General features: G+C 67.6%; 16 protein-coding genes. 8 read left to right on the top strand and 8 right to left on the bottom strand.

The genetic code is table 11. The annotated features are described in order from the left end of the window. Nucleotides 1-99 precede the first annotated feature (99 nt). The 7 genes from AC1AYR_RS08025 to AC1AYR_RS07995 all read left to right on the top strand — a co-directional run bounded on the left by AC1AYR_RS08025 (nt 100) and on the right by AC1AYR_RS07995 (nt 9,263). Nucleotides 100-726: an NUDIX hydrolase family protein gene (locus tag AC1AYR_RS08025; RefSeq protein ID WP_034529389.1), complete on the top strand. Its 627-nt coding sequence runs from the start codon at nt 100-102 to the stop codon at nt 724-726. Nucleotides 727-938: 212 nt separating this feature from the next. Further along, complete coding sequence (locus AC1AYR_RS08020) at nt 939-1,784, top strand: alpha/beta fold hydrolase (protein WP_476512236.1); 846 nt, start codon at nt 939-941, stop codon at nt 1,782-1,784. Continuing rightward, nucleotides 1,781-2,905, top strand: a complete 1,125-nt coding sequence (gene nudC, locus AC1AYR_RS08015; protein ID WP_476512237.1) for an NAD(+) diphosphatase — start codon at nt 1,781-1,783, stop codon at nt 2,903-2,905. Before AC1AYR_RS08020 ends, nudC begins: the two co-directional genes overlap by 4 nt. A 213-nt stretch (nt 2,906-3,118) precedes the next feature. Continuing rightward, nucleotides 3,119-4,762, top strand: a complete 1,644-nt coding sequence (locus AC1AYR_RS08010; RefSeq protein ID WP_476512238.1) for a L,D-transpeptidase — start codon at nt 3,119-3,121, stop codon at nt 4,760-4,762. Nucleotides 4,763-4,875: 113 nt separating this feature from the next. Continuing rightward, nucleotides 4,876-5,280, top strand: a complete 405-nt coding sequence (gene gcvH / locus AC1AYR_RS08005) for a glycine cleavage system protein GcvH (protein WP_034529395.1) — start codon at nt 4,876-4,878, stop codon at nt 5,278-5,280. Further along, nucleotides 5,277-6,584 carry an App1 family protein gene (locus tag AC1AYR_RS08000; protein ID WP_476512239.1) on the top strand — a complete coding sequence of 436 codons (1,308 nt, stop codon included), beginning with the start codon at nt 5,277-5,279 and terminating at the stop codon, nt 6,582-6,584. The genes gcvH and AC1AYR_RS08000 overlap by 4 nt, the downstream gene beginning before the upstream one ends. Before the next feature lie 123 nt (nt 6,585-6,707). Beyond that, nucleotides 6,708-9,263, top strand: coding sequence for a S9 family peptidase (locus AC1AYR_RS07995; protein WP_476512254.1), 2,556 nt, complete (start codon nt 6,708-6,710; stop codon nt 9,261-9,263). Nucleotides 9,264-9,562: 299 nt separating this feature from the next. On the opposite strand, the gene AC1AYR_RS07990 is transcribed toward AC1AYR_RS07995, so the two are convergent. From AC1AYR_RS07990 to AC1AYR_RS07955, 8 genes are all read right to left on the bottom strand, one after another. Next, the gene (locus tag AC1AYR_RS07990; protein WP_476512240.1) at nt 9,563-10,330 is read right to left on the bottom strand and encodes an FHA domain-containing protein; all 768 of its coding nucleotides are present in this window, start codon (nt 10,328-10,330) and stop codon (nt 9,563-9,565) included. A 12-nt stretch (nt 10,331-10,342) separates the two neighbouring features. After that, nucleotides 10,343-10,987 (bottom strand): variant leucine-rich repeat-containing protein, encoded by a 645-nt coding sequence (locus AC1AYR_RS07985; protein ID WP_476512241.1) that lies wholly within the window; start codon nt 10,985-10,987, stop codon nt 10,343-10,345. Then, nucleotides 10,987-11,973, bottom strand: a complete 987-nt coding sequence (locus AC1AYR_RS07980; RefSeq protein ID WP_476512258.1) for a PP2C family protein-serine/threonine phosphatase — start codon at nt 11,971-11,973, stop codon at nt 10,987-10,989. Before AC1AYR_RS07980 ends, AC1AYR_RS07985 begins: the two co-directional genes overlap by 1 nt. Beyond that, a complete protein-coding gene (locus AC1AYR_RS07975) occupies nt 11,970-14,591 on the bottom strand; it encodes a transglutaminase TgpA family protein (RefSeq protein WP_476512255.1) in 2,622 nt (873 codons plus the stop codon). The genes AC1AYR_RS07980 and AC1AYR_RS07975 overlap by 4 nt, the downstream gene beginning before the upstream one ends. Nucleotides 14,592-14,647: 56 nt before the next feature. Beyond that, on the bottom strand, nt 14,648-15,832 hold the full coding sequence (locus AC1AYR_RS07970) for a DUF58 domain-containing protein (protein WP_476512256.1): 1,185 nt from the start codon (nt 15,830-15,832) through the stop codon (nt 14,648-14,650). Nucleotides 15,833-16,022: 190 nt separating this feature from the next. Further along, nucleotides 16,023-17,300 (bottom strand): AAA family ATPase, encoded by a 1,278-nt coding sequence (locus AC1AYR_RS07965; RefSeq protein WP_476512257.1) that lies wholly within the window; start codon nt 17,298-17,300, stop codon nt 16,023-16,025. Between the two features lie 259 nt (nt 17,301-17,559). Continuing rightward, the gene (locus AC1AYR_RS07960; protein WP_476512242.1) at nt 17,560-23,529 is read right to left on the bottom strand and encodes an Ig-like domain-containing protein; all 5,970 of its coding nucleotides are present in this window, start codon (nt 23,527-23,529) and stop codon (nt 17,560-17,562) included. 123 nt (nt 23,530-23,652) lie between these two features. Continuing rightward, a complete protein-coding gene (locus AC1AYR_RS07955; RefSeq protein WP_476512243.1) occupies nt 23,653-25,062 on the bottom strand; it encodes a serine/threonine protein kinase in 1,410 nt (469 codons plus the stop codon). Nucleotides 25,063-25,260: 198 nt separating this feature from the next. On the opposite strand from AC1AYR_RS07955, the gene AC1AYR_RS07950 reads away from it, so the two are divergent. Then, on the top strand, nt 25,261-26,307 hold the full coding sequence (locus tag AC1AYR_RS07950) for a serine hydrolase (RefSeq protein WP_476512244.1): 1,047 nt from the start codon (nt 25,261-25,263) through the stop codon (nt 26,305-26,307). The last annotated feature ends 4 nt before the right edge of the window (nt 26,308-26,311 follow it).

Raw genomic sequence — 26,311 nt, 5'->3', positions numbered from 1 at the left:
CTCCCGCCGGCGGGAGCGGGTTTCAGGTTCGGCGGGAGCGGGAGGGCGAATATGGGCATGCGGGGGCGCATGTCAGTTCGACGCGTGATAATGGGGTGCATGCCAGTGATGAATGATGAGGTGCCGGACGAGGGTGACTTCGACGCCGACCGTCCGCGCGGTGAATTCGACCACGTCACCCCGGAGGATTTCATCCGCGGTTCCGGCCACGGCAATCCCCCCGGATGGCTCGACCCCGCGGACATCAACCGCGCCCGCAGCCAGATGCCCATCGCATACGTGGAGATCGTGCCCGTGCGCACCGACGAGTTCGGCCGCGTCGCGCAGGTCGGCTCGCTGCTGCGCGTCACCGACGACGGGTCGGTCGAACGCGCGCTGATTTCCGGCCGCGTGCTCTTCCACGAGACGCTGCGCGAGGCCATCGCCCGCAACGTCGCCAAGGATCTGGGCGACATCGCGCTGCCCATGCTGCCTGTCAACCTGCAGCCGTTCACCGTCGCCGAATTCTTCCCGACGCCCGGATTGAGCGAATACTACGACCCGCGCCAGCACGCGATCGCGCTGTGCTACGTGGTGCCGATCGCCGGCGACTGCCACCCGCAGGACGAGACGCTCGACGTGGAATGGGTGGACCCCCACTCGGACATGCTCGCCACGTTCCTCGACCAGATGGCCAACGGGCACGACCGGATCGTGCGCAAGGCGCTCGAATACTGCGGCGCGTGACCACCCTCAGTCCGGCTTCGCCGGACAGCTCCCGCCGGCGGGAGCGGTGTGGGGTGACCGTTGTGACCACCCTCAGTCCGGCTTTGCCGGACAGCTCCCGCCAGCGGGAGCGAGAATGGGAGATGGGTTTCGCGGACGGCTCACGCCGGCGGGAGCGGGATGCGGATGCGCTTGTGGCGCATGCTGTTGCCACAGAGAAAGGATGTAATGGTATGACGTTTGCAATTCATAACCGTGTGCTGCGCGAGGGGGAGGGGACCCCGCTCGTGCTCGTCAACGCGTATCCGGTCGACGGGCGCATGTGGGAGACGTGCGCCGCCCGCATCGCAGCGCTCGCCGACGAGGCCGGACTGCCCGCCTTCCCGATCTGGGCGCCCGACATGCCCGGCTCCGGCCAATCGCCCGCGCCGAGCGACAAGGCGTCCGGCCGCCGCGCCGCCAACGGCTCCTATCCGGACGCGCTCGACCGCATGGCCGAATCCTACGTGGACCTGCTATACCGGGGCGGCTATGAGAAGGCCGTGTGGGCGGGCCTGTCGATGGGCGGCTACCTCGTGACCGACCTGTACCGCCTCCACCCGGAGGTCGTGGCCGGCGTCGCCCTGTGCGACACGATGGCCTCGTCGGACGGCGTCGGCGGCGAACCGCGCCTCGAAACCTCCGACGCGTGCGAGCGCACCGATTCCGTCGAACCGGTCATGCATTTCGCCCAGCCCGCCGACGGCGACTCCACCATCAAGAAGACCCCGGAGTTCATCGCGACGATGACCGCGTGGATCCGCGACCAGAACCCCGCCGGACTCGCCTGGCGCCAGCGCATGACCTACGGCCGTCCCGAACTCGCCGGCGTGCCCGAGACGATGGACGTGCCGGTCGCCGTCGTCTCCGGCGAACTCGACCCCACGTCGAATCCGAGCGTGATGCGCCCGCTCGCCGAGCGCATCGGCGCGAACGCCACGTTCACCGCGATCGCCGACTGCGGTCATTTCAGCGCCGTCGAACACCCCGACACGGTGGCCGCCGCGCTCGTCGATCTGGTGAAGCGGGTGATCGCATGAGCGTGTCGTTCAGTCCTCTCGCGTTGACGCGCGCGCTGCCGTTCCTGCCGCTCGCGCAGGGCGACATCGACTATCAGACCGAGCGTCGCGTCGAACCGCATCTCATCGCGGAGACGCTCGCCGAGCCCGCGACCAAGGTGATCCTCACGCGCGACGGCAAGATCGCCGTGCCGCGCGGTCAGGGCGAACTCGCCGACTACGAGAACGTGAAGATGCGCCTCGCCACCATCCCCGGCGCGTACGTGGCTCGCGAACTCGACACGCACCCGCAGGCCGTCGCCATGTTCCTCGGCAGCTACGGCGGCCGTCGCGACGAGCACGTCGTCGCCGTCGACGTCACGCGCGTGGCGCGCATCGCCGACGGCAGCGAACGCGGCGCCGACGACGCGTTCGACGAGCCGGAGGACGGCACGAACGGCGGCGTGATCGCGGCGGGCGGCGCGTTCGGCTTCGGCGCGGGCCGCGGCGCGCACGCGAGCCTGCTCGAACAGGCCGTCGACCGGTTCGACTGGGTGGATCTGCGCGGTTTCGCGCCGCACGCCTCCGCACGCGAGGCGGGGCAGGCAACCAGCGCGATCACGCTGAGCATCTGGCACAACCGGCAGCGCCACTGCCCGACCTGCGGCGCGCCCGTCGCCGCCGCGAACGGCGGCTGGGCGCAGCGCTGCACGAACGACGCGGACGGCCGCCGCCTGCTGTTCCCGCGCGTCGAACCCGCCGTCATCACCATCATCGTGGATTCCGAAGGGCGCGCGCTCCTGCAGCACAACGCCGCATGGAAGAACCCCACACTGTACTCGGTGTCCGCCGGATTCGTGGAGGCCGGCGAGAACCTGGAGCATGCGGCCCGCCGCGAGGCGATGGAGGAGGTCGGCATCCGGCTCGGCGAGGTCAAGTACCTCGGCTCGCAGCCGTGGCCGTTCCCCGCGTCCCTGATGATGGCGTTCAAGGCGCACGCGTTGACCACCGACGTCCACGTGGACGGCATGGAGACCGTCGAGGCGAAATGGGTCACGCCGGACGAGTACACGGCGGCGCTGGTCACGGGCCGCATGAGCGCGCCCGGCAAGGCGACGATCGCACGCTACATGATCGAGGAGTGGCTCGGCCGCGAGCTGTGACGCGCGGACACGGGGCGTCGGCGGCCGTGGGAGTGACGAAACGACATATCTCGAATAGTGATATATGCCACAAACCGTTGCGCCCACGGCTATTTCGGGGTGTCGCGGGCGGTTCCGGGCCCTCCGCTGGGGTGGCGTTGATGTACAGTCGGACGCAGTCCGCCGAAGGAATGCGGACGAGAGAAAGCGTAGTGAAAAGACTAAGGATCGCGAATGACTGACCAACGCAATCAGCAGCCGGCCCCGGAATACGGCGCTATGCGTGAGGATTTCGAGACCACGCAGGCCATGCCGCCGCTGCCCGAGACCGCGCCCGCGCCGCTCGCCGGCACGATGGACGCCGCGGACGCCGGGGCGGCGCATCCGGAGGATCTGAACATCGGCACCACCGTGGCCACGCGCAAGTCGCGCAAGCCGCTCATCATCACCCTCATCATCGTGGCGGCCCTGCTCGTGGCGCTCGTCGCCGCGTTCTTCGGCGCCCGCGCCTACTATCAGGACAAGGTCGCGCCCGGCGTGCGCTTCGGCTCGACCAGCATCGTCGGCCAGACCCGCGACCAGGTGAAGGCCACCGTCGAACAGGCGGTCAAGGACTCCGCCATCACCGTCAAGGACACGACCGGCAACACCACCGCCACCGCGTCCCTGAAGGATCTGGGCGTCGACATCGACGTCGACCAGACCGTCGACGACATCATGAACGCGAAGTCCTCCTCCAACATCGGCGAGGACATCCTGCGCGTCAACCCGTTCGGCCACGTCGACGTGGCGCTCGCCGCCACCCCGGACAACGCGGTGCTGGAAAGCTACCTGTCCGCCAAACTCGTCTCCGACGCGGAACGCGCCGTGCCGTCCTCCATCACCTACGACGGCAACGCGCACGCGTTCGTCGCCGCCGAGGGCCGCGCCGGCAAGTCCCCGAAGCTGGGCGAGGTCGTCAAGGCCGTCAAGCAGGCCATCGCCAAGCCCGGCGAAGCCGCGACCATCAACGTGACCGACGAGACCATCGACGCGCCGATCGCGCTCGACGCCGCCCAGAAGGCCGCCGACGCCGCGAACCAGCGCCTCAACAACAAGATCGTGATGACCAACGGCGACGCCAAGCAGTTCGAGCTGCCGGCCGACACCGTGGCCTCCTGGATCAAGACGGAAAGCCACCTCGACCAGGGCTCCATCACCCTCTCCTACGACACCACCGCCATCAGGAAGTTCATGTCGGAGCAGCTGCCCGGACAGCTCAACCAGGACATGGTCTCCCAGGAGGACATCGTCGACGGCAACGGTTCGGTGATCGTCGCCGCCCAGGTCAAGGGCGTCGACGGCGTGACCATCAAGAACACCGACGATGCCGCCGACCAGGTGATCGACGCCCTGAAGCAGGGCAACGGCGGCACCGTGCAGGTCGCCTCCGACGTCAAGAAGTTCGACGTCAAGCAGAAGCAGAGCGAGTGGCGCGTCGTCATCGACAAGAGCTCGCAGACCGCCGTCGTCTACCACAACGGCCAGCAGGTCAAGAGCTTCCTCGTGTGCACCGGCGGCCCCGGCGGCAACGAGACCGACAGCGGCAACTGGTACATCTACCTCAAGTACCGCGTGCAGGACATGCGCGGCTACAACGACGACGGCTCCAAGTACCTGTCGCCCGGCGTGAAGTGGGTCAGCTACTTCAACGGCGGCGAAGGCTTCCACACCGCCACGTGGAACTACGGCGGCATCGCCTCCGGCGATCCGGCCAACCACGGCTCCCACGGCTGCGTGAACATGTACGAGCAGGACGCCGAGTGGATCTACGAGAACTGCCCGGAGGGCACCCTCGTCCAGGTCGTCGGCACCCAGCCGACCGGCGCCGTGCGCTGAGCGTCGCCCGACGCACGATCGACGATTACCCGAGGACCCCGCCTTGCGGATCACGCAAGGCGGGGTCCTCCCGTATCCGGGCGTGTTCGCAACGGGTTGGTAGGCTGGAGGCCATGAGTGAAGAACTTGACGACCAGCCGCTGAACCTCGACGTGCCCGAGCACCTCGAATACTCCGACGACCACGTGTGGGTGGACACCACCCTCGACCCGGCCGTGGTCGGCATCACCGAGTACGCCGCCGGCAAGCTCGGCGAACTCGTCTACGTGGACCTCCCCGAGCCCGGCACCCGCGTCGAAGCGGGCGACGAGGTCCTCGAACTCGAATCATCGAAGGCCGTCGAACCGCTGATCGCGCCCGTCGCCGGCACGATCCGCTACGTGAACCAGGCCGTCGCCGACGATCCGAGCGTCATCAACGACGATCCGTACGGCGAAGGCTGGATCATGAAGATCGAGCTGGAGGACGACGAACCCGACCTGCTGACCGCCGAACAATACCTGAAGGTCATACGATGACGCGCGCGTGGCGGCCGGTGGACGGCGACGGGCGCGGCACGGCGCGGCCGCTCGGCGACATGCGCCGCATGCGCGCGGACGACGGCGCGGCGCGCGACGCGCGCGACGCCGCGTCCGGCGACGACATGCCGACCGTGCCGATCCCCGCGCGCCGCGCCGTCACCACGTTCGACGCCGCGTCCCGGCGCGAACGCTACGAGGCGCAGCCGCTGCCGGAACGCCTCGTGCGCCGCGTCGTCACGCGCGCGTTCAACGCGTGGGTGAAGGCGGCGACGCGCACGGCGCAACGACTCGACTGGTTCCCGCGCGTCGACCCGTACGTCGGGTACGGCACCGGCGACTATTCGCGGCTCATCTGCCGCACCGTGTACGCGGGGGAGGGCAGCGAGTACGGGCGCGCCACGCGCGGCATCCGCGGCATGCTCGCCATCCCCTCGCCGCACACGCAGGTGAAGATCCGCATCGACGACGTGCCGCTCGAAACCGTGCAGATCGGCGAAAGCGAACGCTACGACGCGGTGGACGCGCGTCCCGACCTCGACAGCGAATACGCGATCTCCGACACGTCCGGCTATCTGGATCTCGTCGCCGAGCAACGCCTCGAACCGGGCGTGCACGACGTCTCCTACCGGGTCAACGGGCGCAAGCCGGTGCATGCGAAACTGTTCACGATCCCGAAGGGCGCGAAGGTCGGCATCATCTCCGACGTGGACGACACCGTGCTGATCACGCAGGCGCCCATATTGTGGAAGGCCGCGTGGAACCTGTTGTTCCTCAACCCGGACAAGAAGGCCTCCGTGCCCGGCATGAGCGTGCTGTTCACCAAGCTCGCCGACCTGTTCCCGGACGCGCCGTTCTTCTACCTGTCCACCTCGCCATGGAACGTGGAGGGCTCGATCCGCCACTTCCTCGAGAACCACGGGTTCCCGGAAGGCCCGCTGCTGCTGCGCGACCTCGACCCGCGGCCCAAGACGTTCATCCCCTCCGGGCCGCAGCACAAGCTCGAATTCGTCGAACAGCTCATGGCCGACTTCCCCGACATGAGATTCATCCTCGTCGGCGACGACGGCCAGAAGGACCCCACCACCTACGCGACCGTCGTCCGGCGCTACCCGGGCCGCGTGCTCGCCATCGCGATCCGCCAGCTCAGCCCGCGCGAACTCATGCCGTTCGGCATGCGCAACCCGGCCGGCATGACCGCCACGCAGCCGATGCCCGACACCGACGTGCCCGTGTTCACCGGCACGACCGGCGCGAACATCATGAAGACGATGCTGCCGTACCTCAAGGCGCATCTGGGGTAGCGGTGCCGCGGGGCCGGTTCCGCGGGTGGGATACGTGCGCGCGGAACCGGTTCGCGCGTGCGTATAATCACCCGTATGACTGAAGAGAACCAACTGGCCGGCGGTGAAGGCGGCGAACAGGACATGACCGAGGGCGCGACGACGGGCGACGGCGGCGAGGCCGTCGCGACGGTGCCCGCCGTGCCGGTCGCGCACCGCGAGCCGACACGACGCGAACACCACGGCGACGTGTTCATCGACCCGTACGAATGGATGCGCGACAAGGATTCGCCGCGCACGCGCGACTACGTGGCCGCGCAGAACCGCCTGTGCGAGACGCGCAACGCGCACCTCGACGGACTGCGCCGCACCCTGTTCGACGAACTCAAATCGCACGTGCAGGAGACCGACATGTCCGTGCCCGTGCGCATCAACGACTACTGGTACTACGCGCGCACGCAGGAAGGCCGCCAGTACGCGGTGCAGTGCCGCATGCGCGTGCGCGGCGCCGACGACTGGGACCCGCCCGAGGTCGACCCGTTCGGCGCGCCAGGATCGCTGCCCGGCGAATCGATCGTGTTCGACGCCAACGCGGAGGCGGAAGGCCACGACTTCTTCCGGCTCGGCGGCATGGACCTGAGCCGCGACGGCCGGTGGATGCTCTACGGCGTCGACACGGCCGGCGACGAACGCTACGACTACCGGATCCGCGACCTCGGGACCGGCGAGGAGCTGCCCGAAGTGTTCCGCGGCGTCGGCGCCGCCTGCTTCACGCCCGACGCGCGCTACGTGTTCTGGGTGGAGCTCGACGACGCGTGGCGCCCATGCGCGGTCTGGCGGCACAAGGTCGGCACCCCGGTCGAGACGGACGCGTGCGTGTACCGCGAGGAGGACGAACGCTTCTGGGTGGGCATCGGCCTGAGCTTCGACGAACGCAACCTCGTGCTCGGCACCGGATCCAAGACCACCACCGAAGTGCTCATGCTGCCCGTGACCGACCCGGAAGGCGAATTCCAGGCGTTCATCCCGCGCAAGACCGACATCGAATACGACGTGAGCTTCGCCTGCTTCGAGAACGCGGGGGAGCACGGCGAGGACATCCCGCTCGCCGTCGTCTACCACAATGCGAAGAACCCGAACTTCGAGATCGACGTGATCGACATGCGCCGGCACGAGCCGCCGTACACGCTCGGCGAAGGCGTGTGCGTCGCCGAAGGCTCGCCCTACGGCTGCGAGCACGCGGCGACGGCGGAGGACCGAGACAAGGCGATCACCGCGCCGTACTTCAACAAGCACAATCCGGACATCCTGCAGGGACTGCACGGTCTCGGCGTCGAAGGCATCGCCATCCACCGTCACTTCGTCACGCTCGCCTACCGCGCCGACGGACTGCCGCACGTCGCGATGATGCCGAAGCGCGCCGCCGTCGAGGACTTCCTCGCCGGGCGCCCATGGCGGTTCGTGGAACTGCTGCCGCCCGCGCTTGAGGACGACTGGGACATGGTGGCCGACGACCGTGACGAGACCGGCGACCACGGCGAGACGCTGTGGGCCGAGGACTGGGACGCGGGGCGTGCCGGTCGTGCCGAGGCCGGTGACGGTGATGGTGGGCGTGCCGGTGATGGTGGGCGTGCCGGTGATGGGCGTGCCGGTGTGACCGACCATACGTCGTCGTCGGACGGTGCGAGCGACGACCATCTGCCCGGCGAGACGCGCCGTCTCTACTCGATCGGCACCGGCGGCAATCCGTCGTATGACGCGCCGCGCATGCGCTACTCGTTCACCAGCTACACGCGGCCCGGCGAACTGCACGAAATCGACCCGGTGACCGGCGAGGACCAGCTGCTCAAACGTGCCACCGTGCTCGGCGGATTCGACCCGCGCGATTACATGGAGCGCCGCGTGTGGATCAAGGCGCGCGACGGCGAGCGCATCCCCGTCTCGCTCGTGTGGCGGCGCGACTTCCCCGCGCAGGATTCGCCGATGTTCATCACCGGCTACGGCGCGTATGAGATCTCCTCCGACCCGAACTTCTCCGTCGCCCGTCTGAGCATGCTCGATCGCGGCGTGCTGTATGCGGTGCCGCACATCCGCGGCGGCGGCGAGCTCGGACGCGCCTGGTACGAGCAGGGACGACGGCTCAACAAGAAGCATTCGTTCGAGGACTTCGTCGATGCGACCGCCGCGCTCCAGCATGCGCACCTGGCCGACCCGCGCCGCACCGTCGCCAACGGCGGCTCGGCGGGCGGCCTGCTCATGGGCGCGATCGCGAATCTTGCCCCCGAATGCTATGCGGGCGTCGAGGCGGACGTGCCGTTCGTCGACGCGCTCACCTCGATTCTCGACCCGTCGCTGCCGCTGACCGTCACCGAATGGGACGAGTGGGGCGATCCGCTGCACGACGAGGACGTATACCGGTACATGAAGTCGTACACGCCGTACGAGAACCTGCCGTCCGCCGATTCGGACGCGGGGCGCGCGTTCCCGCGCGTGTTCGTCACCACGTCGATGAACGACACGCGTGTGCTGTACGTGGAGCCGCTCAAATGGGTGGCCGCGATGCAGTCGCGCGGCTTCGACGCGATCGCCAAGATCGAGGTGGAGGCCGGTCATGGCGGCATCTCCGGGCGTTACAAGCAGTGGGAGGAGGTCTCCTACGAGAATGCCTGGTGCCTGGATGTGATGAACCTCAAGTACTGAGGGGGTGTGCTGGGTTCTGGATGCTAGGCGTGTGTGCTGGGCGTGTGTTGGGCGTATTGCTGAACGTGTCCGTGTCCGTGTGGAGCGGGTGCCGGTGGATGTTGAGCGATGCGTCCGGCATGCACGCCGGTGATGCCATGCACGCGTGGATACCGGGGTGCTGCGTGAAGGCTGCGTGGGGTGCTGCGTGGAGGCCGCGTAGATAACCGCATGAATACGAGTGGGGGTCTTGGCTGCGTAAGCCAAGACCCCCACGTGCGTGTTGCTGTGTTTCAAGCACCGGTGGCGTGCGGTGCCTGCTACTGCTGTTCCTCAAGCGTGAAGAACTGGTCGCCGATGCGCAGGGTGGCCGGAGCCTCCAGTTGCGCGGGCGTGCCCTTGACGACCTGATGCTCCTCGCCATCGCGGATGATGAACGTGCCGTTGAGCGAACCGTAATCCTCAATCCACAACTGACCATCCTGGTCGATGCTGATGGCCGCATGGTTACGGGACGTGGTGCGGGTCGGGTCCTCGATCTTCACGGCCTTCGCGCCTTCGGGAATCGCTTCGGATGGGCGACGGCCGAGCAGCACGCTGCGGTCGATGAGAATCGTCTGGCCGGTCGCCTCATTGTGCAGCATGTACGTCTTGTGCGCCTGCTTGATGGTGAACGAGCTGGACAGAACGGTGCTGTCCCAATCCTCATCATCGTCCTGTGCGGCGGGCTGGGTCTGCTGGGGCTGCTGGGGCTGCTGGGGCTGCTGGGGCTGCTGGGTGGGCTGGCTCGCGGGCTGAATCGGTTGCGCCTGCGACTGGTTGGTGACGAACGTTCCCGTCACCACGGGGGTGCCCGTCGCGAGACCGGCCGCGGCGAGACCGCCGGCGGAGGCGGAAGACAGCGGCTGCGCGGCCTGGGGCTCCGGCTGGAGCTGTTGGGGCTCCGGCTGGGCCTGTTGGGCTGCGGCGTCGACGGCGGGATCGGCCGCCGGTTCGGCGGCGGGGGCGACGGCCGCCTGGACGTTCACCGGGTCATCGGCGTACCATCCGGGTTCCGGTGCCGGAGGGAAAGGAATCACATTGCTCATCTGCCATGCTCCTCACTGACGGCTGGCGAGCGCCGCGTTGACGGCCGGGTCGCCCAGCTGGGCGAGCCAGTCGACGAGCGCCGGGTACAGGTTCGGATTCTGTGCCAGAGCGGCGTACAGTTCCGGCGCCTTCTGAGCGATTTCGGCCATCTGCATCTGGTCGGTGGTGGTACGGGCGATATCCGCGGTGAACCCGTACGGGTTCTGTGCCGCCTGGGCGTACGGGGAAGCCGCGTACGGGTCGGCCGCGGGCTGCTGGGCCTGGGCCGCCTGGGCTGCGTACAGGTCGGCCTGTGCGGCGGGCTGGGCCTGGGCCGCATAGGGGTCCGCCTGCGCGGCGGGCTGCTGGGCCGCATACGGATCGGCTTGTGCCGCGGCCGCCTGCGCCGCGTACGGGTCGGCGGCGGGCTGGGCTTCGGCCGCGGGCTGGTTGGCGCCCGCCGGAGTGCCGGCCGCCGTGAAGCCCATCTGCGCGACGGTCTCGCGTGCGCGCTCATCGCCGAACTCGGCGAGCCAGCGCAGCAGACCGGGGTAGGCACGCGGGTTCACTGCGACGTTCGCTCCGAACTCCGGGTTCTCGTAGGCGATCTTCGCGAGGAAGATCGGATCAGCGTTCTGGTCCTGAACCGCCTCGACTGCGGCATCGTAATCGACCATCATGGCCTCCTTGGTGTTATGGTTCGTAAGGTTTCCAAAGTCTGATCGGCGATGTTGCCGATATCCTCCTCATCGCCCAGCTTAGTCACCGACCACGGATGTCGCGCGGGGGCGATCACGGGCATGTCCGCGACGATGACGGTCACGTTGTCGCGGCCTCCCGCGGCGAGCGCCGCCTGCAGGAGCACTTCCGCCGCCTGCTGCGGATCGTCGTATCGTGCGGCGATCTTGGCGATCTCATCGTCGCCGGAGACCTCCGCGTGCAGTCCGTCGGAGCAGATGATGAACCGGCCCGTCGCGTCGGTGAGGAACAGGTCGGGGTCGATGCCGTCCGGGTCGCCGATGCACTGGGTGATGACGTTGCGGGGGATGAGCGACTCGGCCACGTCGGGCAGCAGCTCGCCCGAATCGATGGCCTCCTGACGTTGCGAATGATCGCGGGTGATGCGGGTGAGCGTCGACGCGTCCCAGCCGGTGCCGTCCTGACGCGCATCCATGTGATAGGTGCGCGAATCACCGATATTGACCACGTAGGCGAGGTTCTCCGTATTGAACGGTACGAGCAGCGTCGAATCGTCGGCGGTTTCGGTGAGATCCGCGGCGGCGGTCTTGTCGCCGGACGCGCCGCCGATGCCGGAGAGCATGGTGGGGGAGCCGTCGTCGCTGTCGGGGGCGTCGCCGTGCACGAGGATGAGGCCGGTCACGGTGGTGCCGGCCACGCCGCCGAGCTCCTGCCCGAGGGCGAGCACGTCGTTCTGGGCGTCCATGAGCACCGTCTCGATGTCGGCGCGGTTGCGCACGGGCAATGCGGTGAGGGCTCGCAGATGATCGATGGCGCGGGCGCTGGCGCGTTCGCCGCCCATGCCGCCGCCCATGCCGTCGCACACCACGTACACGCCATGACCGGCGTAGCCCAGATCCTGGTTGTTCCTGCGTTTGAGACCCACATCGGTGGCAAGTCCCGCCGCGAGGTGTCCGATGTTCATGAACGCTTCCCATCTCTCCGTGCGCCCGGGGCCTTGCCGGCCGTCGCCTTGTCCGTCGTGCTGCGGCCGGCGAACCGGGCACGCATATTCGCCACTATACCTGTTGACGGGCGTTCCCGTCCGTTTTCCCTCCGGCGTGTGAACACTCCGGCAAGGGAAAGACGCGTGCGCCAACGGCGCAGACGCGGCATCGAAGCGAGCATGGCCTTGCGCATGACGTCCACGCCCGACCAGTATCTGCGGGCCTGCTCGTCGCCTATCTCCTGACCGGAGAAAGCCGCATAGTCGGCATCACGAGACAACCGGGACAGGTTCGAGGCATCGAGCGCCAGCTGGCCCGCCATCGCGCGGCTCTCCTCGCGGCGTGTGCCGTGCGCGTCGATGCCGCTCTGGCGTGCGAGCGCGGTCAGGGCCCGCCATCCCGCGGCGACGCGTATGCGTGGACTGCCGCGGCGTCGCGCGCGCGACAACTGGATGGCCTTGATGAGCAGGATGATGCCGCAAACCGCCAGCGCGATCCACAAAGGACTGCCGTAGACCGCGACGCGACGGGCGATGCGGCCGAACCGCGCCCAGAACAGGTTCGCGCCGGACGCATCCGCGTCCTCGCCGGCAAGCCCTGACTGGCCTCGCGCCTGCTGTTCGTCGCGCAGCGGATCCTGCAGCGGCACCGGGGGTTGACGCACCAGCGTCTGCGGGTTCGGCGGCGTGAGGTTCTGGTTCTTGTCCGGGACCTTCGTCTCCTTGGGAGTCGGATAGAACGCCACCCAACCGTAGCCGTCCAGCTTGATCTCCACCCAGGCTTCGATGTCATTGCCCTTGAACTCGGTGACGGTCCGCTTCCCGCGCTTCTCGGTGCGGGCCGTGCTGATCGACCCGTCCTTGTTCTTCGGGATGAAGCCGAGCACCACGCGGCTCGGCAATCCCAGATCGCGGGCCATGAGCGCCATCGCGGAGGCGTACTGCTCCGAATCGCCGACCATCTCCTTGCCGCCGAGCAGCTTCTCGATACGGTAGTTGCCGTGGCCGGGCAGCGACGGGTAATCCCCGGACAGTCCGTGGGAGAACCATCCGGAATCCTTGAGTTTCTCGGCGATCTTGCGTGCCGCGGCGCCGCCCTTGGCCTCGCCGCCGGCCAAGGCGGTGGCGAGTTTGCCGGCTGAATCCGGTGAGTCGGTCACCTCCGGCTGGCTGATCTTCGCGGCTTCGGCGGCGTCGATCTGCTTGCCGGAGGGCGTACGGCGGATGATGCCGCTCTCCGTATAGGTCAGGCCTTTCGACGTGCCGGCCGGGTAGATCGCCGAATCGGTGTCCGTGTTGTAGTAGAAGGCATCCGCGCCGTCATCGGTGGAGGAAGTCGTACCGGATGTCTTGCCGGAACGATCTCCGGAGCTGTTCGCGGAATCCTCGAACGTGACCTTGGTGGCCGCGCCGGACAGGGGGAGCCATTGGTCGGCGAGCCCCTCGCCCACGGTGAACGTGGCCGTGAAGGAATCACCCTTCTCATCGTTGGCGATCGACGTGCCCACACGACGGTAGTTCGACGAGTCCGCCGCGGCTGAGGAATCGGACAGATTCCACACGTTGCCGTCGAAACGGTCCATCACCGCGAGTCGTACCGGCGTGCCCTCGGGCAGGTCGACGGCGGTGAGCACCGTATCGTCCTTATGGTCCTTGATATATGCGCGCAGACCGGACAAGGGGCTCGTGTAGTCGTACGGGCTCAACGGCGGCTCGTATTCGTCACGCAGAATCAGACGATGCTGCGGCACGACGAGACATGCGCCCACGGCGAGACCGGCGGCGAGAATCACGATGACGAGGGAGCTCAGCCATCGTCCCAACTCCAGAAGCCCCCACCGGGCCGAAAGCCAGACGATGAGGACGAGCGCCGCGACGACGCCAGCCGCATACCGCCACCAGCCCGCGGACGTGCCGAGGAGTGCGGAGGCGGCGAACGAGGCGAACACGGGCAGGGCTCCGATCGTCGACAGACGGCCGTCGTCGGTGATCGCGAACAGTCCGGCGAGGAACGCGGTCCACAGGGCGAGCGTCCAGACCGCCAACAGCGAGCCGGACGACGTGCCCACGGGAGGCACGATGGAAATCAGGTATTTGAACGACCCGAACGTGTCCTGCCATCCTTGGGACAAGGTGGCGATCGACGGGATCACATGGCCGATGGTCGTGCCGTTCAGGGCGACGACGGGACCGATGATGAACTGGGCGAGCGCGAGGAACACGATCTGCCACCACAGGCGCAACTGCTGCTTCACGCCGGCCAAGGCGATGAGACAGCCGAGCGCCGTGGCCGGTACGGCGGCCGTTGCCCAGGCCATGGCGTCGCCATACACGTCGATGAGATTCGACACGGAGAGCAGCGTGAGCGCCGCGATGACGGCGACGCCGGCCAGATGGCGTGCCCATGCCTCGTGCATGGCGGCGGCCGACGGGCGCCGACCACCGCGCGTCATCCAGATCACCGAATGGGTGGAATCCGCCCACGAGCCGGTGCTCGTGTTCGTGCCCGTGCCGGTCCGGTCGTCGAACGACGCGGCGGACGTGGAGGCGTTGGTGCTGGCGTTGGTGTTGGCGTTGGCCATGCTGGCGTTGGCCATGCTGGCGGCGTCGGCCGGGGAGAAGCGGGACGGGTCGAGGGGCATCTGCGGGAAGGTCATGCGAGCACCCCCATGATCAGCGGCAGGTCATCGAGTTCACCCACCGTGGCGAGTGTGAAGTCGGGGAAGCGGCGAATCGCGCGTGGAGCCCCTTGTGCGGCCTGCAGGACCAGCGTGGACGCGGATTTCGGCAGGGCGAGCGCCATACGTTTGATGGAGTCGAGGCTGCGCAGCGAGCCGACGGTGAGGAAATAGAACGAGGCATCCGGATCATGGGTGAGCGTGCCCTGGACGAGATTCGGATTGTCGTCATGGTCGGGGGCGATCATGCTGCATGCGTCGAGGAAATCCATCGCCTGCCGGGGCGTCGCATGGGCGTTTCCCGCATGTGTGGACAACGGCCGGTCCTGCATGAGGCAGCGCACGCCGATCGAGGCATGGATGGACATGGCGAGTTCGAATTCGCCGGCATCCGCGTACTCCTCCGGATTGACGGACACGGTGAGCGCCGTGTCCGTGCGTCGCGTCGCCTCGTATTGGCGGATCATCAGCGTGCCGGTCTTCGCGGTGCTCAGCCAATGCACGTTGCGCACGTCGTCGCCCGGCTCGTATTCACGCAGACCGTAGAAATCAAGGTCGTCGTCGACGATGTCGCCGCTCGGCTGGCCTTCGAGGTCACGGGCGAGACCCGCGTTGAGGGTCTTCAACGGAACCGTGGCCGGATGGATGAACAGGTCGAGCTTGTCGGCCAGCCGTTTCTCATGGCGTACCAGCCCGAACGGATCGCCCTTGCGGATGCGCAGCGGGCCGATGGGGAGCACGGCGCGTGACAGCGTGCGGAACTCCACGTCGGTCTGCTTCGATTGGCCGGGGGCCAGCATCGGGATGGAGAAGCGTTCGTGCATCTCGCCGATCGGCAGGTCGCCGCGGGCCGTCGCCGTGGGTGTGCGGCCCGGATTGGCGATGTCGACGCGCACCGTCACCGTGTCGCCCACGGTGACGCGTCTGCGGGGCAGACCGATCGTCGCCTTGAACGAGGTGTTGCCGAGCGACATGAGGATGGCGGCGAGGGTCATCGTCATGGCGACCACGCCGTAGGCGAGGAGCTCATGCCATCCGAGCGGGATGAACGCGATGAGCGCGGCCGTTCCGGAGATTGCCACCGCCCACCCCAGCGGGGAGATGTAGGACGTGAACAGCCGGCGCACCCGGTGCAGCATCCGTTTGACGGCGCGTGCCATCCGACGGCGTCGCGAACGCCTGGCGAGCTCGTCCGAGGCGCGGACGGCGGGCGAGCCCGCGCCGGCCCGTACGGCCGCCGAAGGCGTCGAGACCGGCGTAGTCGGCGTGGGCGGCGTGGGCGGTGCCGCGGTTGCGCCCGCATTGCGTCTGAAACGGAACATGATGTCGTCCCTTCGATGGTTCGGCGCGTCAGCGTCCGAGGACAGGCGCGGGCACGTCCTCGAGGATGCGCGCGATGACGGTCTCCGGCGTCTCGCCGGCGAACGTGGCCTCGGCGGTCAGGCTCAGACGGTGGGCGAGCACCGGCACGGCGAGATCCTTCACGTCGTCGGGAACGACGTAGCCGCGTCCATCCGCTGCCGCCCAGATGCGGGCGCAGCGTGCGAGCGCGAGCGCGCCTCGCATCGACGAGCCGACCATGATGCTGTCGTCGTGGCGCGTACGCTCGACGAGGCGGACGATGTATTCGGTGATCGCGCCGTCGACGTGGATGGATTGCGCCGTGCGGCGCAACGCGATGACGTCGTCGCCGGTCAGCACGGGGTCGACCGTGTTCGCACGATCGGTGACGTCGAGCTGACGGAGGATGTCGACGGACACGTCGTGCCCCGGGTATCCGATGGACGTCTTGAGGAGGAAACGGTCCATCTGGGCCTCGGGCAGCTTGTACGTGCCGAGCTGTTCGATCGGGTTCTGCGTGGCGATCACGATGAACGGCTGCGGCACGTCATGCGTGACGCCGTCCACGGTGACCTTCTGCTCCTCCATGACCTCCAGCAGCGCGGACTGGGTCTTCGGCGAGGCTCGGTTGATCTCGTCGGCGAGCACGATGGACGCGAAGATCGGACCTTCGCGGAACGTGAAATCGCCGGTCTTCTGGTCGTAGAAGGTGACGCCCACCACGTCCGAGGGCAGCAGGTCCGGGGTGAACTGGATGCGTTTGAAGCTGGTGTCCACCGAGTTGGCGAGCGCTCGCGCCAGCTGCGTCTTGCCGGTGCCCGGATTGTCTTCGAGGAGCACGTGGCCTCCGACCATAAGCGCGGTGAGCACCTGCCTGATCTGGCGGGCCTTGCCGACCACGGCTCGGGAGATGTTCTCGGTGAGCAGGTTGAACATGTCGCGGAAATGCTCGACGTCGGGGCCGGCGGCGGGCATCATGCCGGTGTCGATGACCTGCGGCGCGGTGTGGTCCGGAGCCTGGGATTGGACGGAGGACTGGGGCTGGAGGGAGGTCTGGTAGGCGGGTTGCGCGGCGAGGGCATCCGGCTGGTTCGTGTGCTGGCTGGCCGGCTGGTTCGCGCCCTGTGCCGGCATGGACTGCGCGGGAATCGACTGCGTCCGGGGCGTCGGCTGCTGCGGCTGCCACGTGGCGTGGGCGGAGGTGACGGGGGACTGCTGAAGCGTATGGGCGGAGCCGAGGCGGGTCGCATCCATGTCGTATCGGGAGCCGAGACGGGTGGCGTCCATATCGGTGTCGCCCGCCGCCTGCGCGCTCTCCTTCGGGGACGCCGGTTCCTTGGCGGGGATGGATGGCTTGGGGCGGCTCGGCAGGCTCGGCGTGATCGGCGGATGGACGTGCGTGCCGTCGGACAGTTGGGTCGAGTCGTCGATCGGCTCGTGGGTGTTCTCGCTCATGATGTCGTTCTCCTTGCGGGAAGTCGGGCGGCTGCGCCGTCCTGTGGTGTCGGGGTTGCTGGTCGTTGGAATGGATGGCGGTGTAATGGGGCTATCGTGCGTAATACGCCAACCCCCTTATCCATGGCTGGGTTTTGATGCTGCTTTCGGACAGCTGTCCGGACAGGGACTTCGAGCCGTCGTCGGCGATCGGCCGGGAGTTGTGCACGTCGCCATGCGCCTCGGCACCGTCGATGAGCTCGCGCGGGCCGTCCTTGAGGGTGATGCTCCAGGAGACATCGCCTTCAAGATCGACCGCGGCGTCCTTGAGGCTGATCGTCGAGGGCTGCTGGCCTACCGCCCAGGACGTCGCTTGGAGGACGCCGCCGTTCTCGTCGGTCAGTGTGAGCACGGCCGTGGCGTTCTGTCCGTAGGTGTTCGCTCTTCCGCTGATGATGTGGAGCGTGTCATGGTCGTCCCATTGCAGGGCGTAGTTGTCCAGCGTCGCCCGGGGCTTGTTCGGCATGTCGCCGCTGGATGCAGTGGCGTTGTCGCTGGAGGCTCCGCGGAAGTTCTTGTGGACGCTCACCGTTCCGCAGGCCTGCCAATCGCCGGGTTTGTAGTCGAACATGGTGCCGGAGGTGGAGCCGGTGCCGCCGAGTCCGTCCGTGTATCCGAAGTCGCCGCTCTTGCCGTCGCCGTCGTGCCACGAGACCACGCACCGTCCGTCTTTGGCCTCGATGGACAGGTTCGTCGGCGCGGCCGGCTTGTAGGTCGGCGTGATTGCGGGGCCTTCGCCGTATACCTTGTCGCCCTGCTTCGTGGTGAAGCCGTACCGGGGCGTGAGCTGGTTGCCGAAATCGGAGTCGTCGATGGTGAACGTGTGCGATGTCTCTTCGCATGGTGTCGCCTTAGAGCTATAGTTGCCGAGCGTGAACACGACGGCGTCGCACTCGTTGTTGCGCATGTTGCCGCGCTTGCCGGTCACCGTCACCTTGTTGCTGTTCTGCTCCTGGGAGGCGGAGACGGACGGCTTGTCCGGGGTGCCGTACGGTTTGGCCGCGTCCTTCGACGTGGTGCCCGCGCCGTCGCCCACCTTGTTGTGCGGCACGACGGTCGCGGTCAGGGTGAGCCCGTCCGAGATGTCGGCGTCCTGGATGGTGAACGACTTCGACGAGGTCCCCTTGGCGGTCTCCTTCATGCCGTTGCTCAGCGACACGGTGTAGTAGTCGACGGGGGAGCCGTCATAGTCCGGCATCGACCAGGTGACGGTCACGCTGTTCCTGCCGCCGTCGGCCGAGACGGAGGATGGTGCCGGAGGCACCTTGTCCGGTGTGCCGGTGGCCGTGTTGGAGTCCTTCGACCAGCCGACCTCGTTCTTCGCGCGGACGCGGAACGTGTACGACTTGCCGTTCGTCAGACCGGTGATCTTGCAGGTGGTCACCGCGCCGCAGGATTTCGACGACGCCTCGTCTCCGTTGTCGCCCCAGCGCACCTCGTAGTCGGTGATCGGGCTGCCGTTCGCGGAACCGGGGGTCCACGCGAGATCGACGGCGCCGTCCTGGGGCTTCGCATCGACGGGGGAGAGCAGCGGGGCGTCCGGCTTGTCGATCACGGACACGGTGATCGTGCCGGTGACCTTGCGTTCGGGCGTCTTCGTGCCGTCCTGGACGGTGACGAGCACGCGGTTCGTGCTGCCGCCGATATCCGATGCGGCGGTGATGCCGATGGAACCCGACGATCCGCACTGGACGGTGAGCGTGGAGGCGTCGTCCGTCACGCATTGCACCACGGTGAGCGGGTCGGAGGGGAACGGGTTGTACGCGTCGTCAAGCACGTTCACGGTATCGGATTCGCCGGCCTTGAGCTTGAGCGTCTTGTCGGCCACACGCGCCAGAGGTCTCGTGGAAGAGACCACGCGGACCGTCACGCCGGCATCCACCGTGCCCTTGTCGTACTTGACCTGCACGGGGACGCTGACCGTCGTGCCCGGAGAGGCGTCCTTGTCGGCCTTCACCTGCAGCTGGCCCGCGTTCGAGACGGTGGCGCTCACCTTGCCGGTGGTCGAACCTCCGGCATAGGTGTACTGCTTCTCGTCGTCGTAGGCTCCGCTCGGCGCGCGCGTGAGCGCCTTCAGATCGATGGTCTTCGCGTCCTCGCCGGCCACCACGTCGATCGTGGACGAGGAGAACGTGGGCGGGGGCACCTCACGGCCGATCACCGTGATCGGCAGGGTGAGCACCGCCGAGTTGATGATCTTCGTCTTGTCGGAGCCCTTCTTGCCGTCCACGGCGGTGAACGTGATCGAGGCCGGGCCGGAATAGTCCTTCGGTGCCGTGAACTTGAGCGTCTTGTCGTTCACGTAGAGGTTCCCGTCGGCGGCCTTCGTGGCGCTCACCGAGTCGGCGCCGTCCACATAGGCCTCCTTGCCGGCTCCCACGCGCACATAGTCGGCGATGTTGATCTGGATGGTCTCGCGCGCGTTCACCTTGAGCTCCGGCGCCTTCGGGCGCAGCGTCGGCGGGAACACGCCGTATGCGGGCACCTGGATGAACGCCGTGGAGGTCACGTCGTACTTCGTGTTGGTCACCGTGTACGGGACCGCGCGGGCCTCCTTCGTCAGATCCACGGTGATGACGGTCGACTTGTCGCCGCCCTTGACGCGGGCATGGTCCTGCGCGGACTTGTGTACGCCCACCTTGAGGTCGGATGCGGTGCCGGAGGGGTTCGCGATCCACTGGCTCACATCGACGTCCACGCTCTTCTTGTCGATGGTCGCGGCCGAAGGCACACGGTAGTCGTAGGCGTCCGGCGGTTCGATCGGCGCGTTCGGATCGACGTTCACGGTCAGCGTGCCCGTGTCGGTCAGTCCGGCCTTGTCCTTCACCGTGTAGACGATGTAGCCGGTTCCCGCCTGCGACGGCGTGGTGAAGTCGATCATGTTGTCGCTCACCTTCGCGCCCGGCACACCAGTCGAATCGAGTTTCTTCTCGACCGTCAGATCGGTGTTGTCGCCCGAGATGTCGTTCTGCGCCACCGGCACCGTGGCGGCCGTGTTCGGCCGGAGCGTGATCTCGTCGTCGCGCGCGTACACGCCGGAGTCGGAGGCTCCCTGGAACACGCCCACGCGGATCTGCGCCTGGGCGCGCTGACCGGTCCAATCCTCCACGGCGTAGGAGAAGGTGTCGGTTCCGGACGAGTCGGCGTACGCCTCGTAGACGAGATAGTTCGCGCCCACCTCGGTGATGCGGCCCAGCTGCGGGGCCTTGTTGCCCAGGCCGAGCAGCTGGTCGTCGTCGCCGTCCACGTCGATGACGGTGAGTGTGATCGGGATGCGCACCTTCTGCCCGGCGGCGACCTGGGCCTCCGTGTCATGCGGGGTCGGGGCCGGCTTGTTCTCCTCGTTGCGCTGGTGCACGGTGATGGTGATCGTGCCCGACGCGGAGTTGCCGAGATTGTCCTTGACGGTGTAGGTGACGGGGAATACGCCGGTTTCGTCGGACGCCTGGTAGCGCACGGTGTTGCCGGAGACGAACGCGAGCCCCTTGAATGTGGCCTTGTCGGTCTGCAGGTCGTTCTGCAGCGTGACCGTCGTGCCGTCCGGATAGCTCACATGGTCGAGCACGTCGATGGAGACGATGCCGCCCGTGCGCACCTGCGTGTTCACGTTCGACGCCTTCGGCACCGAATTGCCGGTCGACAGCGCCGGCGGTTGGAGCACGATCGTGCCGGTGGAGGAACCGGCCGCGTTCGCCACCGTGTAGGTGACCTCGACGGGTTTGGTCGGCACCTGCCTCGCCGTCAGGTACACGCGCTTATGGCTGACGAGACCGGTCTTGATGCCGGACGAGGGGTCGGCGGTGACGGAGGTGACGGACAGCACGCCGCCCATGGGGTCGATGTCGTTGGACAACGGCTCGACGATGGCCGTGTTCTCCGCGCCGAGCAGCGCCACGTCGTTCGCGGCGATGGGCTTCGCGGACTCGCCGGCCGCGGGCTGCACCTCGACGCGCGCCAGGCCGGTGGCCGGCACCGATCCCTGCGTGATCGTGTACGGCACGTAGTAGGTGCCGGGTTCGTTCGCCTTGAACTGGAGCGTCAGATCGGCGGCGTTCACCGTCACCGTGGCGCCGTTCGGCGTGTCCGCCGCGGAAAGCTGCGCCGGCTGGGCGCTGGTGGCGTGGACGTACGGCTTGAGATCGATGGACGTGTCCGTGGCGGGCAGCGTCGATTTGACCACCGGATCGATGTCGGCCGACAGGGAGTTCGCCGGTTTCACCGAGAAATACACCATGCCGGTGCCGGTCTGCTCGCCGTCCGACACCGTGAGCTGGACGCCCACGCGTCCCGAGGTCATCGAGCCGGTGTTGAACGTCAACTGGCCGTCCGCGCGGGTGGAGACCGTCACCTGATCGGAGTTCTGCGGCGTGGCGGAGACGAGGGTCATCGGATCGCCGTCGGGATCGGTGAAGCTGCCCAACGCGTTGAACGTGTAGGTGGCGCCCTGTTCGACCGCCAGCTCCGGCGGCACGTCCGTCTGGGCCGGAGCGGCGTCTCCCGAACCGGTCAGCGTGAGATCGACCGTGGCCGAGGACGTCTGGCCGTGACCGTCGGAGATCTCGTATGAGAAGCTCACCGAACCGGCCTTCGCCTTCGTGGCGTCGAGCTGAAGGTAGCGTCCGTCATACACGGGGGAGACCGTGACCGTGGCGCCAGCGGGGGCGTTCACATGGGTGATCTCCAGCACCGAGCAGTCGGTCTGCTGGTCGTTGCGCAGCACGTCGAGGATCTGCTCGCCGCCGGCGCGCGCGCCGAACGCGTCGTCCTCGGCCTTGATCTCGCCGGACTGCTGCGAACAGGTCTTGTCGAACTTGCGCTGGTTATTGGCGGTCTCGTCGCTCTGCTGCTGCTTCTCGGACTGTTCGGTCTGGATCGTGTTCCACTGGATCTTGATCACGTCCGTGGACTCGCGGGGATTCCACACGTTGCCGTTGACCACGTCGTTGAGCACCACCTGACGGTGGTTCGTGCGGAACACCAGCTCCGACGTGGCGTTCACCGCCTTGAGCGAGCTGAACGCCGCATTCTGGTCCTTCGCTGAGCAGGCGGCGACGTAGTTGTTGGCCTTCTGGCTCCACGCGGCGAACACGCAGCCTCCGGAGGAGACGGGCCGGGCCGGCTCGCCCCTGCCTCCGGAACGCAACGTCACGGGCTTCGGGGCCGAAGCGGTGATGTCGACGAGGGCCAGGCCGTTCTGCCCGGCCACGGCCACCCAGCCGGATTGCCTGCCGTCGACCGATGGCAGCTGCGCGGTGGTGCGGTTCCCCACGTCCACCGTGGACTTGCCGCCTTGGAAGATCACCTGCCGGCCGGTGGTGATGACCGGCACGCCGTCGACCACGGTGAACGAGGAGGCGTTCGTCTGCGCGCCGCCGGTGACCGATTCGGTCTGGGAGGCCGAATGGCTTTGCGGGGAATCCAGCCTGAACACCATGCCGTCGGATGGGCGGTAGCCCCATACCACGCCGTCGGCGTCGACCACGGCCTTGCCGCCGGCTCCGAGCCGCATCTGGGGGTCGGCGGTCGCCGGTGACACCGATTCGACATCGTCCGACGACCCGGCCCACACGTCTCCGGTCTTCGTGTTGAGGAAGGCGATGGTGCCTCCGCCGATCATCGACGTGGTGTCGCCCTTCGTCTCCGTGGCGGAGTCCATGCCGACCGTCGACGCCTTGATCGACGACGCCTTGCCGGCCTCGGCGAGCACCGTGGCCGCATCATGCTGGGCGACGTCGAACCGCTGCGCGGATGACGAGACACCCGCGTCGGCCTGCTTGAGCTTCACGTTGAGTCGCGCGGCCTTGCGGTCCTTGAGCGACGTGACCCACACGGAGCCGTCGTCGAGCTGGACGTGCCGCTGCGTGACGGAACTGATGATGATCGCGCCGGCCACCACGCCGAGAATCAGCAGCAGGGTCACGACCGGGGTGATCCACCTGCGGTTCCCGGACGGCACCAGGCGGCGCAGCAGCGCCCCGGTCCTGCGTGACCGTTCGTATGCCTGGGAAGATTGCCTCGCCATGCTGTCGCTCCCGTCGTTTCCTCGCCCCCGGTCGGGGCCCTTACGTACACCCAATGTAACCCCGGCCTATGGCCTCCGGTAGAGGAGTACCGGCTGTCGGGCTTCGGCGTGTCGCCCGGAAAATCAGCGTTTCACCGCGCACGCGGTCGTAGGCTGGGCCGACATCTGCCGGTTCGCGCGCACGATCGACACCTCGATGCAGGTCTGCGTGGCGCCCTGCGTGGCGTCGATCGTCACCTTCCGGTCCTCCACGATGGACGCGCTCGCTCCGGTTCCCGAATCCGAGCCCTCGGCGGGCTGCCAGGCGTACGTGTCGCCCTTCTTCGGATCGGGATTGTCCCAGGTGAACGTCACCGTGCCGTCGTCGCCGTATTCGCCGTACAGGTTCGTGGGAGACGGCACGTCACCCGCATCGTCGTCTCCCGGCGTGGCGCCCGTTCCCGAGCCGGCGCGCCCGGTCGTCCCGTTCCCGATCGACGTGCGATCGCCGGTGGAACCGGAGTCGAGCCGCGGGGCGACGACGAACGCGAACACGAGCGCCACCGCCACGACGGCCGCGACGATGCCGACCCCGATCGCGACCGGTTTCACCCAACCGCGGCTTCTCGCGCCCGGCGCTCCCGGCAGCCCCGGCGCGCCAGCCTGCGCGGACATGCGCCGCTGCGTCGGATACGGTGGCTGGCCCTCGGTGACCACCGCCGTCATATGGCCGAAATGCTCCTGCTGGACACGTTGCAGCTCACGTGCGAACTGCAACGCGGAGTAATAACGGTCGTCCGGATCCTTCGCCATCGCCTTGCGCAGCACGCGCTCCACGTCCTGCGGAACATCCGGACGGTTGATCGCAGGCACCGGCTTGGTGAGGATGAGCTCCTTCAGCTGGCCGGGCGTGCGCGGGCGATAGCCGTACTCGAACGGGGAGCGTCCCGTCAGCGTCGCGTACAGCGTCGCCGCCAATGCGTAGATGTCGGCGGCCTCGGCTCCCGGATGCCCGTTGAGCACCTCGGGAGGCGCCCACGGCAGCGAATAGCCGGTGAACGTCTTGTCGTAGATGTTCGTCGAGATGCCGAAATCGGCGAGAATCGGCAGGCCCTGCGCGTTGACGAGCACGTTGCTGGTCTTGATGTCGTGGTGGATGATGCCCGCCCGGTGCGCGGTGAACAACGCGCTCGACAGTTTGATCCCCAGATCGAGCATCTGGTCGCAGGTGAGCGGCTGGCGCTGCGTGATCTCCTTGTACGTGCCGTTCGGCGCGTATTCGAACACGATGTAGCCTTGGCCGGACGAGGTCACGCCGGCCCCGTAGATCTGCATGATGTACGGGTGGCTCGACAGCTGGGCCATCGTGTTGGCCTCCTGCGTGAACTGCGCGGCGGCGCGCGGGTCGAGCGACTCCTTCGACACCTTCACCGCGACGACGCGGTTCGGGGTGCGCTGCTGGTACAGGTACACGCTGGCCGTGGAACCGGATCCGAGCGTCTGCACGAACGTGTACCCGGGCAGTTTCGGCGGTGTCATGATCGATGCCGGCATGATGTCCCTTTCCTCGCGGGCGTTCCCTCTTCCGTTCCCTCTTCCCGGAAGCATGATGTCTTCTACCGTAATCGCGAGTCCGACGTTCGACGCGTCGGCGTCCGGCGTTCGGAGTCCGGTGGTGCCCGGGCGGTGGCGGGCGTCCTGCGGAATCCGTCGCCGACGTGAATCGTTCCGGGGCGGCGGCATACTGGAACCATGACAGGGAAACGGTATGGCCGTCACGGGAACCGTGTGCAGGCGAGACATCGGGGGAAGGCGACGGTGTGGCGCGTCGTCGCGGTCGTCGTGGCGGTGGCCGTGATCGTGGCTGGCGCGGGTGCAGCCGTTCTGGCGCGCGCCGGACTGCTGCCATGGGGCGCTCCGACGGTACGGGCCGCCACGGAACCGGCCGTGTCGGCGTCGGCGGGGAAGACGGTTTCCTCGGGGGCGTCGCATGACGCGTTGGCGCGGGAGGCGGCCCCTCAGCCGAACGCGTCCGTCGCGCGCCAACGCGACATGGACGCGCTCGGCGAGGCGATCCGCGGCAGGATATCCGGCTATCAGGGCACGTGGCAGGTGTATGTGGAGGACCTCGCGAGCGGGGCGAGCACGTCCATCGATTCGCATACCGGATACGCGGCGTCCGTCATCAAGCTGTATGTGATGCTCGCCGTGTTCCAGCGCATCGCCGACGGCGCGCTTACGGAGGACGCGTCCGTCGACCAGCTGCTCACGCAGATGATTACCGTCAGCTCCAACGAGGCTACGAATTCGCTGATCACGCAGCTGGGCGGCGGCGACATGGACGCCGGATTCACGCAGGTCAACGACATCGCCGCGCGATACGGATTCAAGGACTCGCACATCGATCAGGCGTTGGGCGTGATCGACGGCGATCCGAACCGCAAGACCACCACGGTCGACGACGCCGGCAGATTCATGGCCGCCGTCTACCGTGGCGAGTTGGTGAGCGGGGATGCCAGCCGCCGCATGCTCGACCTGCTGCTCGGGCAGACGCGACGCGCCAAGATACCGGGAGGCGTGCCATCCGGCGTGACCGTCGCCAACAAGACCGGCGAGATCGACGGGGTCGAGAACGACGCCGCCATCGTGTTCGCCGGCGCCGACACCTCCGCCGCCATCGACGGCACCGCCACGCAGGGCGACTACGTGCTCGTCGTCATGACCTCGGATGTCTCCTCGGCCGCCGCGCAGGCGTCGATTCGCGATCTGTCGTCGATGGTGTGGGAGACGTTGCGGTAGCGTA

Source organism: Bifidobacterium sp. LH_417 (assembly GCF_056357035.1).
Note: the sequence above shows the minus strand (reverse complement) of the source record. Positions and strands in the feature narration are given on the sequence as shown.